Origin of the sequence: Mesoplasma lactucae ATCC 49193 (assembly GCF_002441935.1) — a bacterium.
Lineage (GTDB): Bacteria > Bacillota_I > Bacilli_A > Mycoplasmatales > Mycoplasmataceae > Edwardiiplasma > Edwardiiplasma lactucae.
Map to the genome: position 1 here is coordinate 561,062 of NZ_CP023668.1, position 18,794 is coordinate 579,855.

Sequence of the window (18,794 nt, forward strand, 5' to 3'; positions counted from 1 at the left end):
AACACCTCTTATCTAAGTATTAATCATCAACTTCTTTTCACATTACATGGATAGCTTCTTCATTTCATTTGATAGAAACTTTCTCATCTGGTTCATGATAATCGGTTGTATGAATGATTCATTGTCTACCTTTTGTAGTTTCAAAAATAAGTTCTCAGTGAACTCCCATGAAAGTAGCAGACGTGATTTTTCCGTTGAAAAATCCATTATTTGGTTTACGGACTTGAACATCTTCTGGTCTGATTACAATATCAATGTTGTATTCGTTTTCACCAAAGTTGGTGTCCATACATTTAAATTCTTTACCATCAAATTTTACTAAGTGGTCTCTGACAAATTCCCCATCTTCAATAACATTTGAAGTACCAACAAATTTTGATACTCAAATATTTTCAGGTTCATTATAAATTTCTTCTGGAGTTCCAATTTGTTGAATGATTCCTTGATTCATAACAACAATACGATCGCTCATAGTTAAGGCTTCTTCTTGATCATGAGATACCATGATAAAAGTAATTCCAACTTCTTTTTGTAGACGTTTTAATTCATCACGCATAACTTTACGTAATTGAACATCTAAAGCTGCCATTGGTTCATCTAAAAGAAGAATTTTAGGTTTCATAACTAACGCTCTTGCCATAGCAACACGTTGTCTTTGTCCCCCTGATAATTCGTTTGGTTTTTTATCTTCATGGCCTTCTAAACCAACAAGTTTCACCATTTTACCAACTTCTCTGTCGATAATTTCACGTTTCATTTTTTTATTTTCTAAACCAAACGCAATATTTTCTCAAACTGTTCGATTTGGAAATAAGGCATAAGATTGAAAAACAGTATTAATTTGACGTTTGTTAATTTTAATTGGGGCTAAATTCTTCCCTTCAAAAAGAATTTCACCAGAGTTAGCTTTTTCAAACCCTCCGATGATTCTAATTGTCGTTGATTTTCCGCACCCTGATGGTCCTAGTAAAGTGATAAATTCACCTTCATGTACGTTAAAACTAATTCCTTTTAAAACAACTTTTCCATCATAGTCTTTTGTCATATTACGAATTTCTAAAATATTGTTTGTTTCCATTGAATTTATCCCCTTTCTAAAAAGCAAAAAACATTGAGTTTATTTTACTACATTCGAGAAAAAAATACATAAAAAAGTTGTTTTTTCAAACTCTCTTTTTTATGTATTTTTTGCGCTATTTTAAGACGTTATTCTTAACTCAAACTGCAACTCCATCTTCTTTTACAGATTGAGTTACTTGGTTAGCGTGAGCCTTAATTTCATTTGGTGCTTGACCCATTGCAACACCAGTCCCTGCTCATTCTAAAGCATCGATGTCATTCGATCCATCTCCAAAATAAATAACATCAGTTTGTTCAACATTAAATAGTTTTGCTGCATGCGCAATTCCAACCGCTTTATTAATTCCTGTCATATTAATCTCTAAATTATGTTTTGGTTTTTGAACATAACTTCAACCAAAAATTGCTAAATTTAAAGGTTTAATTTCTTGTTCAAATTTTTGATAATTTTTATAAGTTCCATGACAAATAACTTTCATAGTTTGATAAGTTAAATTACTACAATCTTTTTTAACTTTAATAGTTTTTGCACGAGTTCTTCCATGCATAAAAATTGATAAATAATTAAACTTTCTAGTCACATAAGTATAGTCAGGATCATCAGTATAAGCTACAAAACTAATATGATTTCTCATTGCAGCTTCATATAGTGGGATTGCTTTGTCTTTTGGAATTGGTTTTTTTCATAATTGCTTAATTGTTCAATCAGGATTGAAATAAAAAACATCAGCACCATTTAAACCAATAACTGGTGTTTTACCATCGTTTAATTCTAATTCTTTTGCTACTTTTAAAATTCCTCTAGAACCTCTCCCAGTTGCTAAGGTAACAATATTTCCTTGTTTTTTTGCTTCTAACAAAGTTGAAACAACTTCTTTAGACATTTTTTGATGATGAACTAAGGTTCCATCAATATCAAAAACTAACATTTTCTTCATAAATTTTATAAACCTCTTTTTTGTATTTAAATTAATTTTCACATAAAAAAGACCCATTGAATAACAATGGGTCTTAAATATTTGTATTATTTTTGATTTATTATTTAATGAAAGCTTCTAATTGTTGTTTTGGTTGTAAACCAATTGCTTTATTAGTTTGTTTTCCATCTTTGAACATAATTAAAGTTGGAATTGACATAACTTGGTATTCTTTTGCTAAGTCAGGTACATTGTCAACATTAACTTCTAGTACTTTTAAATCTGGATTTTCTTCTGCTACTTGTTCAATAATTGGAGCAAGCATTTTACATGGTCCACATCAGTCAGCATAAAAGTCAACTAATACTTTTCCTTCTTTAATTTCTTTGTTGAATTGATCAACATTATCAATTTTAATAATTGCCATAATAAATTCCTCCTTAAGGATTATTTTTGTCTTAAAATGTGGTGTTCAACGTAATCACTAACACCATCATCAGTATTAGATTTAGTCATATCATCAGCCACATCTTTTAAGGCAAAAGCTGCGTTTTCAACCGCAACCCCAACGTCAACAGCGTCGAACATTGGTAGGTCATTCATTCCATCACCAAAAGCATATGTTTTAGTAACTTCAGGTTCCACTTGTAAGTATTCTAACACTTTCTTAACCGCGTATCCCTTAGAAACATTTTTTGGTGATACTTCGATTACACGATTTGAATACTTATGTGCATCAGCGTTAAATTCTTTTAATTTTGCTGATAAGTCTTTATAAAAATCATCAGCTTCTTTATCAGTTGTATCTTTTGGCAAGATGATTGTCAAATGGTTAATTTTTTCGTTGATTTGTGATAAATCATCAACAACAACATAATCATTACCCATCATTTGTGCTCAATAAATTGAGTTATTTCCTCGTCTTGTTACATAAGTTGTATCATCTGAAAAATAGTGAGATTTCAAACCATCATTTTTAGTATTTTCAAATACTCATTTAACAAGTTCTGGTTTTAAAGATTCATTTACGATTCAAACATCATTTTTAAAATCATAAACTTGACCACCATTATTACCACCAACAATACCACCAAGTTTGTCTAAACCTAGACGTTTACCTTGACGAATTACATCAGCAGTAGATCTAGCAGTAATCGGAATTAACATCATTCCGTTATCATAAACCTTTTTTACTGTCTCTCTTGTTTTAGGAGAAAAGAATCCATCATCTTGTAATAATGTTGAATCTAAATCCGAAAACATTAAAGCTTCTTTTTTATATTTCATAGTTATTTCATCCTCTTTTTATTGCTTAGATTATATCTTAATTCAATAAACATTAATTAAGTAACTCTGATATCTTTATTATATCCCATTTTTTACTTATACTTACAAAAAGTTAGTTAGTTTAAGAATAAAAAAGAAGCAAGGAGACTTGCTTCTTATTAACCTGGCATCTCGCTACTTTCGCGCCTAAGCACTATCATCGCCGTAGCAGAGCTTAACTTCCGTGTTCGGCATGGGAACGGGTGTGACCTCTGCGCTATTAACGCCAGATTATATGTTGTTTTAAAGATTATTCTCTGAAAACTGAATACTTGATTTCGAATTTATTCTTCACGTTGATTTGTAAATTGTTTTGTCCATTTGATTTGCGTCTAATTTCTTTCGATCTATTAGTAATGGTTAGCTTAATACCTCACGGTACTTACACATCCATCCTATCAACCATGTGGTCTACATGGGATCTTAACCTGATAAATCAGGTGGGAAAATTCATCTCGAAGGGGGCTTCTCGCTTAGATGCCTTCAGCGATTATCCTGTCCACACTTAGCTACCCAGCTGTGCCGTTGGCACGACAACTGGAGCACCAGGGGTGTGTTCAACTCGGTCCTCTCGTACTAGAGTCAACTCTTCTCAATTTTCCGACGCCCACAACAGATAGGGACCAAACTGTCTCACGACGTTCTGAACCCAGCTCGCGTACCGCTTTAATGGGCGAACAGCCCAACCCTTGGAACCGACTTCAGCTCCAGGATGCGATGAGCCGACATCGAGGTGCCAAACCTCCCCGTCGATGTGAACTCTTGGGGGAGATCAGCCTGTTATCCCCGGGGTAACTTTTATCCGTTGAGCGACGGCCCTTCCACTCGGGACCGCCGGATCACTAAGTCCTGCTTTCGCATCTGTTCGACTTGTAAGTCTCGCAGTTAAGCATCCTTCTACCTTTGCGCTCTATGCATGATTTCCAACCATGCTGAGGATACCTTTGAGCGCCTCCGTTACATTTTAGGAGGCGACCGCCCCAGTCAAACTACCCACCAGACACTGTCCTTAACCCGGATAACGGGTCGAAGTTAGAAAGTCAATGCAACGAGGGTCGTATTCCAAGGGCGACTCCACACACTCTAGCGAGTGTGCTTCAAAGTCTCCGACCTATCCTCTACACGTTGCACCAAATTTCAATATCAAGTTATAGTAAAGCTCCACGGGGTCTTTCCGTCTAGTTGCGGGTAACCAGCATCTTCACTGGTACTAAAATTTCACCGAGTCTGTAGTTGAGACAGCGAAGGGATCATTACGCCTTTCGTGCGGGTCAGAATTTACCTGACAAGGAATTTCGCTACCTTAGGACCGTTATAGTTACGGCCGCCGTTCACCGGGGCTTCAATTCAATGCTTTGGCTCAAAGCCTGACATCTCCTTTTAACCTTCCGGCACTGGGCAGGCGTCACCCCCTATACTTCGTCTTATGACTTAGCAGAGAGCTGTGTTTTTGTTAAACAGTTGCCCCTCCCTCTTCACTGCGGCTCAGCGTAAGCTGAGCACCCCTTCTTGCGAACTTACGGGGTGATTTTGCAGAGTTCCTTAACTACAGTTTTCTCGCTTGCCTTAGGATTTTCTCCTTAACCACGTGTGTTCGTTCTAGGTACAGGTGATTAATTATTAAGTTAGAAGCTTTTCTTGGAAGCATAGAGTCATGTACTTCACTACTAGGCGAACCGTTCGCTCCCCATCACGCTTCAATGTTGAATATGTTGCGGATTTGCCTACAACACCACCTTTGCGCTTGGCCCAGGACAACCAACGCCTGGGATACACTATCTTTCTCCGTCACTCCATCACTAATTAACCAGTACAGGAATATCAACCTGTTGTCCATCGAATACGCCTCTCGGCCTCTCCTTAGGTCCTGACTAACCCTGGGTGGACGAACCTTGCCCAGGAAACCTTGGTTAAACGGCATGAAGGATTCTCACCTTCAAACGTTACTCATGCCGGCATAATCACTTCCAAACACTCCACCAGTCCTCACGGTCTGACTTCATTGCGTTTGGAACGCTCCCCTACCACTGTATATAAATATACAATCCGCAGTTTCGGTGTAATACTTAAGCCCCGGTACATTTTCGGCGCAAAATCACTCGACTAGTGAGCTGTTACGCACTCTTTAAATGATGGCTGCTTCTGAGCCAACATCCTAGCTGTCTGTGCAATTTCACATCCTTACACACTTAGTATTAACTTAGGGACCTTAACTGGCGATCTGGGCTGTTTCCCTCACGAGCATGGACCTTATCACCCATGTTCTGACTGCCGAGTATAACTTATGGCATTCGGAGTTTAATTTTAATCAGTACCGCTAGGTGCGGCCATCATAAATTCAGTGCTCTACCTCCACAAGTCTAACCTCGACGCTATCCTTAAAGATATATCGGGGAGAACTAGCTATCTCCGAGTTCGATTGGAATTTCACCTCTAGCCACAACTCATCCGCGGTCTTTTCAACGAACGTCGGTTCGGTCCTCCATTGGGTTTTACCCCAACTTCAACCTGGTCATGGCTAGATCACTCGGTTTCGTGTCTACAACTACATACTGAACGCCCTATTAAGGCTCGCTTTCACTACGGCTCCACTTTTAATCAGCTTAACCTTGCATGCAATTGTAACTCGCCGGCTCTTTCTACAAAAAGCACGATATCACCCATTAACGGGCTCTATCTTCTTGTAAGCATACGGTTTCAGGAACTATTTCACTCCCCTCTCGGGGTACTTTTCACCTTTCCCTCACGGTACTGGTTCACTATCGGTAAAATGGGAGTATTTAGGCTTATCGAGTGGTCTCGACAGATTCCGACAAAATTTCACGTGTTTCGTCGTACTCAGGATACTTCTTCGAGATTAACATATTTCGTGTACGGGGATATCACCCTCTGTGTCATAGTTTCCCAACTATTTCCACTATATGTTAATTTTGTAACTCTAAGAGAAGTCCTACAACCCCGGTCCGAAGACCGGTTTGGCCTGTTCCCCGTTCGCTCGCCGCTACTAGGAGAATCACTATTTGTTTTCTTTTCCTCTTGGTACTAAGATGTTTCAGTTCCCAAGGTTCCCGACGTTAAGCTATGTATTCACTTAACGACGACGAGAGATTAGTCTCGCCAGGTTTCCCTATTCGGACATCATCGGATCAAAGCTCACTTCCAGCTCCCCGATGCTTTTCGCAGGTAGTCACGTCCTTCTTCGGCTCCATTTTCCAAGGCATTCACCGTATGCCCTTACTTTTATTAGAAGAAATCTAATGGCAATTTACAAATTTTAGTTTTTAATTTCTGATCTCATTGTCAATAATTAATAACTATTTTTATTAGAAAATTGTTTTAAATTATTTAAGTTTCAAATTAATGAAACTTAAAATTCAATTGCTATCAAAACTAAATAAATTAGTTTTGAATAACTGTAGTATTCAATTCAAAAAGAATTAAATACTTTGTTTTAGTTTGTATATCGAAAATAATAAATTAAATTCAATATACGTTTCTCATCAAATATTCAGTTTTCAAAGAACAATCTTTCAGCAGATTATTTTAATTTAATAAAATGATCGCTGAAAACTAAATAGAACGAATAGTCAAAGTTGTTTATCTCAACTTCAATAATATTAATCTCCATAGAAAGGAGGTGATCCATCCGCACGTTCCCGTACGGATACCTTGTTACGACTTCACCCCAATCGCCAGTCCTACCTTGGTAGGCGCCCTCCAAATGGTTAGGCAACCTACTTCTGGTATTACCAACTCTCGTGGTGTGACGGGCGGTGTGTACAAGACCCGAGAACGTATTCACCGCGGCATAGCTGATCCGCGATTACTAGTGATTCCGGCTTCATGAAGGCGAGTTGCAGCCTTCAATCCGAACTGAGACCGACTTTATGAGATTTGCTCCTCCTCACGGGATTGCAGCTCTTTGTATCGGCCATTGTAGCACGTGTGTAGCCCAGGACATAAGGGGCATGATGATTTGACGTCATCCCCACCTTCCTCTAGCTTACACTAGCAGTCTCATTAGAGTCCTCAACTTAATGTTAGTAACTAATGACAAGGGTTGCGTTCGTTGCGGGACTTAACCCAACACCTCACGGCACGAACTGACGACAACCATGCACCACCTGTCTCAATGTTAGCCTCCGGCATATCTCTATGCCATTGCACTGGATGTCAAGCCCTGGTAAGGTTCTTCGTGTTGCTTCGAATTAAACCACATGCTCCACCACTTGTGCGGGTCCCCGTCAATTCCTTTGAGTTTCACACTTGCGTGCATACTACTCAGGCGGAGTACTTAATGCGTTAGCTGCAGCACCGAACTTAAGTCCGACACTTAGTACTCAACGTTTACGGCGTGGACTACTAGGGTATCTAATCCTATTTGCTCCCCACGCTTTCGTGCCTCAGCGTCAATAATAACCTGGTGAGCCGCTTTCGCCACTGGTGTTCTTCCATATATCTACGCATTTCACCGCTACACATGGAATTCCACTCACCTCTGTTACATTCTAGTTGCATAGTTTTCAAGGCAAACCGGAGTTGAGCTCCGGTCTTTAACCTCAAACTTACACAACCGCCTACGCACCCTGTACGCCCAATAAATCCGGATAACGCTTGTCACCTATGTATTACCGCGGCTGCTGGCACATAGTTAGCCGTGACTTTCTGGTAAAGTACCGTCAAAACAAAAGCATTTCCTCTTCTGTCTATTCTTCCTTTACAACAGAGCTTTACAATCCGAAGACCTTCATCACTCACGCGGCATTGCTTCATCAGACTTTCGTCCATTGTGAAAAATTCCCTACTGCTGCCTCCCGTAGGAGTCTGGGCCGTATCTCAGTCCCAATGTGGCCGTTCAACCTCTCAGTTCGGCTACGTATCATTGTCTAGGTGGGCCATTACCCCGCCTACTAACTAATACGCCGCATCCTCATCTTTTAACGAACCAAACGGTTCTTTCCTCTTCTTCTCATGCGATAATGAAGATCTTATGCGGTATTATCCTTCGTTTCCAAAGGTTATCCCCCATTAAAAGGTAGATTAGATACGTGTTACTCACCCGTTCGCCACTGGAGTGCAAGCACTCCCGTTCGACTTGCATGTATTAGGCATGCCGCCAGCGTTTATCCTGAGCCAGGATCAAACTCTCATTTGAAACATTAGTTTGTTAAAAACTAATAAAAATGATTTGATTCTGACTATTCTTTTTTATCTCAATTTAATTGTACGAGTTATTTTACAATAACTTCAAACCGCTAATTTATGCGGTTTATTTAACAAGTAATTGGTTGTTCTATTTAGTTTTCAAAGATCATTTCTGTGTACTTTTTTCGAAAAGCACAAATATTATTATACACACATCTATAAACCGATGCAAGTACTTTTTTAAAATTTGTTTATTTCTATCAAGAACACAATATTGATAATACCCTACCAAAAACTCATATGCAAGACTTTTTTTAAAGTTTTGCTAATAAATTTTAAAAACTTTTTCTAACATGTTTTTGCATGTATTTTAAGCTAATTTATTGCTAAATTAGGGGATTAAAAAAGAGAAACCTTATATATTAAAGCTTCTCTTTTACCTGGCATCTCGCTACTTTCGCGCCTAAGCACTATCATCGCCGTAGCAGAGCTTAACTTCCGTGTTCGGCATGGGAACGGGTGTGACCTCTGCGCTATTAACGCCAGATTATATGTTGTTTTAAAGATTATTCTCTGAAAACTGAATACTTGATTTCGAATTTATTCTTCACGTTGATTTGTAAATTGTTTTGTCCATTTGATTTGCGTCTAATTTCTTTCGATCTATTAGTAATGGTTAGCTTAATACCTCACGGTACTTACACATCCATCCTATCAACCATGTGGTCTACATGGGATCTTAACCTGATAAATCAGGTGGGAAAATTCATCTCGAAGGGGGCTTCTCGCTTAGATGCCTTCAGCGATTATCCTGTCCACACTTAGCTACCCAGCTGTGCCGTTGGCACGACAACTGGAGCACCAGGGGTGTGTTCAACTCGGTCCTCTCGTACTAGAGTCAACTCTTCTCAATTTTCCGACGCCCACAACAGATAGGGACCAAACTGTCTCACGACGTTCTGAACCCAGCTCGCGTACCGCTTTAATGGGCGAACAGCCCAACCCTTGGAACCGACTTCAGCTCCAGGATGCGATGAGCCGACATCGAGGTGCCAAACCTCCCCGTCGATGTGAACTCTTGGGGGAGATCAGCCTGTTATCCCCGGGGTAACTTTTATCCGTTGAGCGACGGCCCTTCCACTCGGGACCGCCGGATCACTAAGTCCTGCTTTCGCATCTGTTCGACTTGTAAGTCTCGCAGTTAAGCATCCTTCTACCTTTGCGCTCTATGCATGATTTCCAACCATGCTGAGGATACCTTTGAGCGCCTCCGTTACATTTTAGGAGGCGACCGCCCCAGTCAAACTACCCACCAGACACTGTCCTTAACCCGGATAACGGGTCGAAGTTAGAAAGTCAATGCAACGAGGGTCGTATTCCAAGGGCGACTCCACACACTCTAGCGAGTGTGCTTCAAAGTCTCCGACCTATCCTCTACACGTTGCACCAAATTTCAATATCAAGTTATAGTAAAGCTCCACGGGGTCTTTCCGTCTAGTTGCGGGTAACCAGCATCTTCACTGGTACTAAAATTTCACCGAGTCTGTAGTTGAGACAGCGAAGGGATCATTACGCCTTTCGTGCGGGTCAGAATTTACCTGACAAGGAATTTCGCTACCTTAGGACCGTTATAGTTACGGCCGCCGTTCACCGGGGCTTCAATTCAATGCTTTGGCTCAAAGCCTGACATCTCCTTTTAACCTTCCGGCACTGGGCAGGCGTCACCCCCTATACTTCGTCTTATGACTTAGCAGAGAGCTGTGTTTTTGTTAAACAGTTGCCCCTCCCTCTTCACTGCGGCTCAGCGTAAGCTGAGCACCCCTTCTTGCGAACTTACGGGGTGATTTTGCAGAGTTCCTTAACTACAGTTTTCTCGCTTGCCTTAGGATTTTCTCCTTAACCACGTGTGTTCGTTCTAGGTACAGGTGATTAATTATTAAGTTAGAAGCTTTTCTTGGAAGCATAGAGTCATGTACTTCACTACTAGGCGAACCGTTCGCTCCCCATCACGCTTCAATGTTGAATATGTTGCGGATTTGCCTACAACACCACCTTTGCGCTTGGCCCAGGACAACCAACGCCTGGGATACACTATCTTTCTCCGTCACTCCATCACTAATTAACCAGTACAGGAATATCAACCTGTTGTCCATCGAATACGCCTCTCGGCCTCTCCTTAGGTCCTGACTAACCCTGGGTGGACGAACCTTGCCCAGGAAACCTTGGTTAAACGGCATGAAGGATTCTCACCTTCAAACGTTACTCATGCCGGCATAATCACTTCCAAACACTCCACCAGTCCTCACGGTCTGACTTCATTGCGTTTGGAACGCTCCCCTACCACTGTATATAAATATACAATCCGCAGTTTCGGTGTAATACTTAAGCCCCGGTACATTTTCGGCGCAAAATCACTCGACTAGTGAGCTGTTACGCACTCTTTAAATGATGGCTGCTTCTGAGCCAACATCCTAGCTGTCTGTGCAATTTCACATCCTTACACACTTAGTATTAACTTAGGGACCTTAACTGGCGATCTGGGCTGTTTCCCTCACGAGCATGGACCTTATCACCCATGTTCTGACTGCCGAGTATAACTTATGGCATTCGGAGTTTAATTTTAATCAGTACCGCTAGGTGCGGCCATCATAAATTCAGTGCTCTACCTCCACAAGTCTAACCTCGACGCTATCCTTAAAGATATATCGGGGAGAACTAGCTATCTCCGAGTTCGATTGGAATTTCACCTCTAGCCACAACTCATCCGCGGTCTTTTCAACGAACGTCGGTTCGGTCCTCCATTGGGTTTTACCCCAACTTCAACCTGGTCATGGCTAGATCACTCGGTTTCGTGTCTACAACTACATACTGAACGCCCTATTAAGGCTCGCTTTCACTACGGCTCCACTTTTAATCAGCTTAACCTTGCATGCAATTGTAACTCGCCGGCTCTTTCTACAAAAAGCACGATATCACCCATTAACGGGCTCTATCTTCTTGTAAGCATACGGTTTCAGGAACTATTTCACTCCCCTCTCGGGGTACTTTTCACCTTTCCCTCACGGTACTGGTTCACTATCGGTAAAATGGGAGTATTTAGGCTTATCGAGTGGTCTCGACAGATTCCGACAAAATTTCACGTGTTTCGTCGTACTCAGGATACTTCTTCGAGATTAACATATTTCGTGTACGGGGATATCACCCTCTGTGTCATAGTTTCCCAACTATTTCCACTATATGTTAATTTTGTAACTCTAAGAGAAGTCCTACAACCCCGGTCCGAAGACCGGTTTGGCCTGTTCCCCGTTCGCTCGCCGCTACTAGGAGAATCACTATTTGTTTTCTTTTCCTCTTGGTACTAAGATGTTTCAGTTCCCAAGGTTCCCGACGTTAAGCTATGTATTCACTTAACGACGACGAGAGATTAGTCTCGCCAGGTTTCCCTATTCGGACATCATCGGATCAAAGCTCACTTCCAGCTCCCCGATGCTTTTCGCAGGTAGTCACGTCCTTCTTCGGCTCCATTTTCCAAGGCATTCACCGTATGCCCTTACTTTTATTAGAAGAAATCTAATGGCAATTTACAAATTTTAGTTTTTAATTTCTGATCTCATTGTCAATAATTAATAACTATTTTTATTAGAAAATTGTTTTAAATTATTTAAGTTTCAAATTAATGAAACTTAAAATTCAATTGCTATCAAAACTAAATAAATTAGTTTTGAATAACTGTAGTATTCAATTCAAAATGAATTAAATACTTTGTTTTAGTTTGTATATCGAAAATAATAAATTAAATTCAATATACGTTTCTCATCAAATATTCAGTTTTCAAAGAACAATCTTTCAGCAGATTATTTTAATTTAATAAAATGATCGCTGAAAACTAAATAGAACGAATAGTCAAAGTTGTTTATCTCAACTTCAATAATATTAATCTCCATAGAAAGGAGGTGATCCATCCGCACGTTCCCGTACGGATACCTTGTTACGACTTCACCCCAATCGCCAGTCCTACCTTGGTAGGCGCCCTCCAAATGGTTAGGCAACCTACTTCTGGTATTACCAACTCTCGTGGTGTGACGGGCGGTGTGTACAAGACCCGAGAACGTATTCACCGCGGCATAGCTGATCCGCGATTACTAGTGATTCCGGCTTCATGAAGGCGAGTTGCAGCCTTCAATCCGAACTGAGACCGACTTTATGAGATTTGCTCCTCCTCACGGGATTGCAGCTCTTTGTATCGGCCATTGTAGCACGTGTGTAGCCCAGGACATAAGGGGCATGATGATTTGACGTCATCCCCACCTTCCTCTAGCTTACACTAGCAGTCTCATTAGAGTCCTCAACTTAATGTTAGTAACTAATGACAAGGGTTGCGTTCGTTGCGGGACTTAACCCAACACCTCACGGCACGAACTGACGACAACCATGCACCACCTGTCTCAATGTTAGCCTCCGGCATATCTCTATGCCATTGCACTGGATGTCAAGCCCTGGTAAGGTTCTTCGTGTTGCTTCGAATTAAACCACATGCTCCACCACTTGTGCGGGTCCCCGTCAATTCCTTTGAGTTTCACACTTGCGTGCATACTACTCAGGCGGAGTACTTAATGCGTTAGCTGCAGCACCGAACTTAAGTCCGACACTTAGTACTCAACGTTTACGGCGTGGACTACTAGGGTATCTAATCCTATTTGCTCCCCACGCTTTCGTGCCTCAGCGTCAATAATAACCTGGTGAGCCGCTTTCGCCACTGGTGTTCTTCCATATATCTACGCATTTCACCGCTACACATGGAATTCCACTCACCTCTGTTACATTCTAGTTGCATAGTTTTCAAGGCAAACCGGAGTTGAGCTCCGGTCTTTAACCTCAAACTTACACAACCGCCTACGCACCCTGTACGCCCAATAAATCCGGATAACGCTTGTCACCTATGTATTACCGCGGCTGCTGGCACATAGTTAGCCGTGACTTTCTGGTAAAGTACCGTCAAAACAAAAGCATTTCCTCTTCTGTCTATTCTTCCTTTACAACAGAGCTTTACAATCCGAAGACCTTCATCACTCACGCGGCATTGCTTCATCAGACTTTCGTCCATTGTGAAAAATTCCCTACTGCTGCCTCCCGTAGGAGTCTGGGCCGTATCTCAGTCCCAATGTGGCCGTTCAACCTCTCAGTTCGGCTACGTATCATTGTCTAGGTGGGCCATTACCCCGCCTACTAACTAATACGCCGCATCCTCATCTTTTAACGAACCAAACGGTTCTTTCCTCTTCTTCTCATGCGATAATGAAGATCTTATGCGGTATTATCCTTCGTTTCCAAAGGTTATCCCCCATTAAAAGGTAGATTAGATACGTGTTACTCACCCGTTCGCCACTGGAGTGCAAGCACTCCCGTTCGACTTGCATGTATTAGGCATGCCGCCAGCGTTTATCCTGAGCCAGGATCAAACTCTCATTTGAAACATTAGTTTGTTAAAAACTAATAAAAATGATTTGATTCTGACTATTCTTTTTTATCTCAATTTAATTGTACGAGTTATTTTACAATAACTTCGAATCGTCTATTTCAACGATTCATTTAACAAGTAATTGGTTGTTCTATTTAGTTTTCAAAGATCATTTCTCTCTTGTTATTTCTCAAACAACAGAACTTAATACTATCAAAATATTTTTAATAATACAAGTGTTTTTCTTGATTTCCCTTAAGTTAAATCGCGAATACAAAACTAATGTTACACTAGTCATTTTCACAAAGCAATAGCTTTTTTTAACTTTTTTGAAATCTTTTTCCTTTGGCGATTTAGAAAATAAAAACTAGCAATTTTAATCATAAATTTGCTAGCTTCATTTACATAAATGGTGCGGGATGGGGGACTCGAACCCCCACGTACAAAGACGCTAGATCCTAAGTCTAGTGCGTCTGCCAATTCCGCCAATCCCGCGAATGGTGACTCGCCGGGGATTCGAACCCCGGACCCACTGGTTAAAAGCCAGTTGCTCTACCTGCTGAGCTAGCGAGTCAAGTTGTAAATATGTGTTAGTTTATTTCAAAAATAAGCATTCCTATAATAACATAAGTAATTTTCTACCTTCAAGTCTTTTTCAAAACTTTTTGAAAAAATTTTTTAAGTTGTAACTCTTATCTATTAAAGGTTGTAAGAACTTATCAAATTAATCGATAAGCGACTCTTAAAAAAATAAAATCATACCTAATATAGCGGTATGAGTTCTTGATCTGTTTATTTCTTAATGGTGCTGTCTAAAGGAATCGAACCTTCGACCTACTGATTACAAGTCAGTTGCTCTGCCTGCTGAGCTAAGACAGCGATAAATAATAATGGTGGAGTATGACGGGCTCGAACCGCCGACCGCCTGCTTGTAAGGCAGGAGCTCTCCCAACTGAGCTAATACTCCAAAAATGAAAATAATAATATAATAATGGTAGCCTGTACGGGGTTCGAACCCGTGTGTCCACGGATGAAAACCGTGTGTGTTAACCGCTTCACCAACAGGCCATTTTAAAAATGGCGGCTTTTACAGGACTCGAACCTGTGACAAATCGGTTAACAGCCGATTGCTCTACCAACTGAGCTAAAAAGCCAATAATTGTTAAATATTGCTATTTCCTTATCAAGACAATTAGAATTATAACCAATGGATTATTACTTGTCTATATTTTTTAAAACTTTTTTCAAAAAAATTTAAACTTTTTTCAAAAACCGCTAAAAATAGCCATTATTTGCAATTATTTTTGTGATTTAAATATAGTTTTAGGGTGTTTTCTAACAAACAAGCAATGGTCATTGGACCAACTCCACCTGGAACTGGAGTAATAAAACTTGCTTTTTTCTTCACATTTTCAAAATCAACATCACCATATAGTTTATGAGTGATTGGATCTTTGATGGTTCCAATATCAATTACAACAGCTCCATTTTTAACCATATCTTCTGTAATTAGTCATTTTCTTCCTGTAGCTGAGATTAAAATATCAGCTTTAATAGTATGTTCTTTTAAGTTTTTAGTTTCACGATTACAAAAATCAACACTTGCATGACGATTTAAAAGCATTAAACCTAATGGTTTTCCGACAATATTTGAAGTTCCAACCATACAAACATTTTTACCAACAACATCAATTTTGTAATAATCTAATAATTCAACAACTCCTAAAGGAGTGCATGAATAAATTGTTGGTAAGTTTTGTAATAATTTTCCTTGGTTAATATAATGAAAACCATCAACATCTTTGTCTGGTGAAATCATTTGAATAAAATCTTCTTCATTTAAATGGCTAGGTAATGGAAGTTGTAATAAAATTCCATCAACTTCACTATCATTATTTAAATCAGTTAAAACTTTTGTTAATTCCTTTGCAGAACAAGTTGCACTTAAATTAATGGTTTCACCAATAATTCCAACCATTTCACAAGCTTTTTTCTTGTTTCTCACATAAAGTTCACTACTAGGATCATTTCCAACCAAAACCACACTAAGTTTTGGTCTTCTCGCGTTTTTATCCTTCATTAACTCTTCAACTTGTGATTTTATCTGACTTTTTTTCAAATCACTTAGTTTTTTACCATCCATTAAAGTCATTAAAATCACCTTCTTTTTATTATTTTTTCTTTATATATTAAAGAAATTATCCAATGACAACTTCTTCTTCTAAATATCCGTATTGTTCTTCAGCACTAGTGTTTTTATTAAAGACTAGTAAAGTATTTGAAATTCCAAATTGTCCGATGAACATCATAACAATTATAACAAGTTTAGTTAAAACTCCGAATTCAAAAGTTTGTGAGGCAGTAAATGGATTTAATCCAACAGTCCCATAAGCTGAAGTTACTAACATGAATAATTCAACAATTGCAGCATCCCCATTATAAGAAATTGATAATACTTTATGAGAATCTGCATAACAAATAATAATTGCAATTGCGACAATTAATGCTGATAGGAAGAACACTCCAAATGCTCTTTTAACAGTTTTATCTGGAATAGTCTTTTTAAAGGCTGTTGTTTTGCTTCTTCCGTGAACAATCGCATTAATGGCTAAAATAATCACAGCTAAAGTTGTTGTTCTAATCCCTCCAGCAGTTGATGATGGAGCTGAACCAATAAACATTAAGATTCCCATAACTGTTTTTGAACCAGCGTTAAAGTCATTAATATTAATGGTTGAAAAACCAGCATTACGAGTTGAAGTAGTATTAAAGATAATGTTCATAATAGCTTCACCAACTGGTTTTTCACCAGTCATTTTAATACTGGTTGGATCAACTACCCCAACTTCATTAGTAGTTGCTGTGTAGTTATTAAAGATTAATGACCCATCACGATCAGCAAATTCAATTCCAAAAACTGCTAATGGTCCTGCAATAAATAAAGTTCCATAAACAATGAAGTTTAATTTAGTAAATAAAGAAAATGGAACAAACTCACCTTTTCTTTTGGCTTTAATCTTTTTCTTTAAGTCGTGATAAGTTGGATATCCTAATCCCCCAACTACTCACTCAACTAGGAAAGTAATTTGAATTAAATAACTAACATTTCCAGATGTATTGTAAGGTTGTAGACTGTTTGGAGAAACAATATCAAATCCAGCGTTGTTAATTGCACTAGTTGAGTGAAAAACTGCAAATCATAAGGCTTTTGGAAAACTATGATATGAACTAATTGCTTCAAGATTTTCTTTTTTTCCATTTAAAACATAATCAGAAGTTTGCGCTGGATCTGTAAAGTAAAACGCAAAGAATAAAATTGCCATTGCAAGGATTTGAACTGAAGTTAATCAAACAAACCCATCACGAATCATTCCAACAGCTGAATATAAATCTGAACTTCCGCGTTCAGATTGAGCTAATTGTGCATCACTGACTGAAATTCTTTTATTTAAAGCTAGATATAAAACAACTTTAAAAGTTAAAATTCCAACTCCACCCATTTCAATTAAGAAAAGAATAATTAGTTGACCTCAAAATGAATAATCAGCACTTGGATTAACTGTATCAATTCCAGTATCTGAAAAGGCTGATGAAGTTGTAAATAAAGAAGTTAAGAAATCTCATTTAATTCCTTCTTTAATAACAACACCTGGAATTGCTAATAAAATCATCCCAGCAATAATCACACAAATATAAATTAAAAAGATTCTCCCACTCACTTTTGAAAGTGGTCATCAGTTCTTTAATTTATTTAAAGCACTAGTTTTTTTAGTTTGTTTTTCTAAGTTCTTTTTAGTTTGTTTTTTAGTTTTTTTCGCACTAAAATGGTTTCTCATTTTATCAAAAAGAGAAACCTTTGGTTCATTATTATTAACTGAATGATCAAGTGAATCAAAGTCTTTTTTTAAAGTTGATTCTTTGCTTAACTTCGCATTTTCGCTTTCAGTTGCTTTGGTTATTTCTTCAGATTCTAGTTCGCTAAAACTTTCTTCATCGTGATGATTATTGTTTTCTGACAAGAAAAACCCTCCTTAGAAAATCATGAAAGACATTTTTATGATTATACAATAGTAAAAGTTATATATGTATAATCATAGGTAGAATGTCGAGGTTTTAAAAATGCCTAAAAGAAAAAATTTTGCCGTTTTAGGAGCTAGTAACTTTAGCTTAGCGGTTATTAAAACTTTGGTTGATAAGCGTCAAAAAGTAACTGTTTTTGATAACAATCCAGAACAATTAGACTTAACATTATCAGATTATGATAATGTCGATAAGATTATTTTAGATGCGACTAACAAATCTGCTTTAGAAAAAAATGCCATTAAAACTTTTGATGGGATTGTTGTCGGGTTTGGAAGTAGTATGGAAACTTCATTAATTGCTGTTTTAAACTTATTAGATTTAGGATGTGACAACATCATAGCAAGAGCTAGAGATGAAAAACATCGAAGAATCTTAAAAGCAATTGGTTTAGCTGATAATCAAATCAGTACTCCAGATGAAATTGCTGGAAACACTGTTGGTAGTCGTTTAGTTTATGATATTGATGTTAATATTGATATTCAATCATCATCAGATGATTACTTCTCAACAGTTGTCACAGTTAAAAATCCAGATGTCTTTAATAAAACTTTAGATGAATTAAATTTAATTAATAATAAAGACTTTAATATTATTCAAATCAGACGTGCTGGAAAAGTTTTCTTACCAGATGAAAACACAATCCTTAAAGAAGGCGATGTTGTAACTCTATTTGCAGCTTCAAATGTTATTAACGAAATTGTTAATAAACTTCAAGGACCAGAAAAAGACCACATCGAAGAACCACAACCAAGTCAAAACTAAAAATGAACTCTTAAAATATAAGA

At 38.5% G+C, this 18,794-nt stretch carries 7 protein-coding genes, 6 tRNA genes and 6 rRNA genes; 1 reads left to right on the forward strand and 18 read right to left on the reverse strand.

What is annotated here, in order from left to right:
• Positions 1–19: 19 nt before the first annotated feature.
• The 18 genes from potA to CP520_RS02585 form a co-directional block, all read right to left on the reverse strand.
• Entirely contained in the window at positions 20–1,078 is a 1,059-nt protein-coding gene (gene potA / locus CP520_RS02500) for a spermidine/putrescine ABC transporter ATP-binding protein (RefSeq protein WP_096862889.1), read from the reverse strand.
• Positions 1,079–1,193: 115 nt separating this feature from the next.
• Entirely contained in the window at positions 1,194–2,018 is an 825-nt protein-coding gene (locus CP520_RS02505; RefSeq protein ID WP_169835705.1) for a Cof-type HAD-IIB family hydrolase, read from the reverse strand.
• 100 nt (positions 2,019–2,118) lie between these two features.
• Positions 2,119–2,424 carry a thioredoxin gene (gene trxA / locus CP520_RS02510; RefSeq protein WP_096862891.1) on the reverse strand — a complete coding sequence of 102 codons (306 nt, stop codon included), beginning with the start codon at positions 2,422–2,424 and terminating at the stop codon, positions 2,119–2,121.
• A 20-nt stretch (positions 2,425–2,444) separates the two neighbouring features.
• Complete coding sequence (locus CP520_RS02515; protein WP_096862892.1) at positions 2,445–3,284, reverse strand: Cof-type HAD-IIB family hydrolase; 840 nt, start codon at positions 3,282–3,284, stop codon at positions 2,445–2,447.
• Positions 3,285–3,445: 161 nt separating this feature from the next.
• Positions 3,446–3,554 (reverse strand): 5S ribosomal RNA (gene rrf, locus CP520_RS02520).
• A gap of 98 nt (positions 3,555–3,652) precedes the next feature.
• Positions 3,653–6,571 (reverse strand): 23S ribosomal RNA (locus tag CP520_RS02525).
• A 382-nt stretch (positions 6,572–6,953) separates the two neighbouring features.
• A 16S ribosomal RNA gene (locus CP520_RS02530) occupies positions 6,954–8,478 on the reverse strand.
• Between the two features lie 428 nt (positions 8,479–8,906).
• Positions 8,907–9,015: ribosomal RNA gene (gene rrf, locus CP520_RS02535) — 5S ribosomal RNA — on the reverse strand.
• Between the two features lie 98 nt (positions 9,016–9,113).
• Positions 9,114–12,032 (reverse strand): 23S ribosomal RNA (locus CP520_RS02540).
• Between the two features lie 382 nt (positions 12,033–12,414).
• A 16S ribosomal RNA gene (locus tag CP520_RS02545) occupies positions 12,415–13,939 on the reverse strand.
• Together the 16S, 23S and 5S rRNA genes with 6 tRNA genes alongside form the textbook arrangement of a ribosomal RNA operon.
• A 397-nt stretch (positions 13,940–14,336) precedes the next feature.
• Positions 14,337–14,421, reverse strand: a tRNA-Leu gene (locus CP520_RS02550).
• A gap of 3 nt (positions 14,422–14,424) precedes the next feature.
• Positions 14,425–14,500: transfer RNA gene (locus CP520_RS02555), tRNA-Lys, on the reverse strand.
• Positions 14,501–14,729: 229 nt separating this feature from the next.
• A tRNA-Thr gene (locus tag CP520_RS02560) sits at positions 14,730–14,805 on the reverse strand.
• A 12-nt stretch (positions 14,806–14,817) separates the two neighbouring features.
• Positions 14,818–14,893: transfer RNA gene (locus CP520_RS02565), tRNA-Val, on the reverse strand.
• 25 nt (positions 14,894–14,918) lie between these two features.
• Positions 14,919–14,994: transfer RNA gene (locus CP520_RS02570), tRNA-Glu, on the reverse strand.
• A gap of 10 nt (positions 14,995–15,004) precedes the next feature.
• Positions 15,005–15,080: transfer RNA gene (locus CP520_RS02575), tRNA-Asn, on the reverse strand.
• Positions 15,081–15,214: 134 nt separating this feature from the next.
• Positions 15,215–16,078, reverse strand: coding sequence for a bifunctional 5,10-methylenetetrahydrofolate dehydrogenase/5,10-methenyltetrahydrofolate cyclohydrolase (locus tag CP520_RS02580; RefSeq protein ID WP_096862893.1), 864 nt, complete (start codon positions 16,076–16,078; stop codon positions 15,215–15,217).
• A gap of 46 nt (positions 16,079–16,124) precedes the next feature.
• Entirely contained in the window at positions 16,125–17,945 is a 1,821-nt protein-coding gene (locus CP520_RS02585; RefSeq protein WP_096862894.1) for a TrkH family potassium uptake protein, read from the reverse strand.
• Between the two features lie 100 nt (positions 17,946–18,045).
• Between CP520_RS02585 and CP520_RS02590 the strand changes: the two genes are divergently transcribed.
• Positions 18,046–18,771, forward strand: coding sequence for a potassium channel family protein (locus tag CP520_RS02590; RefSeq protein WP_096862895.1), 726 nt, complete (start codon positions 18,046–18,048; stop codon positions 18,769–18,771).
• The last annotated feature ends 23 nt before the right edge of the window (positions 18,772–18,794 follow it).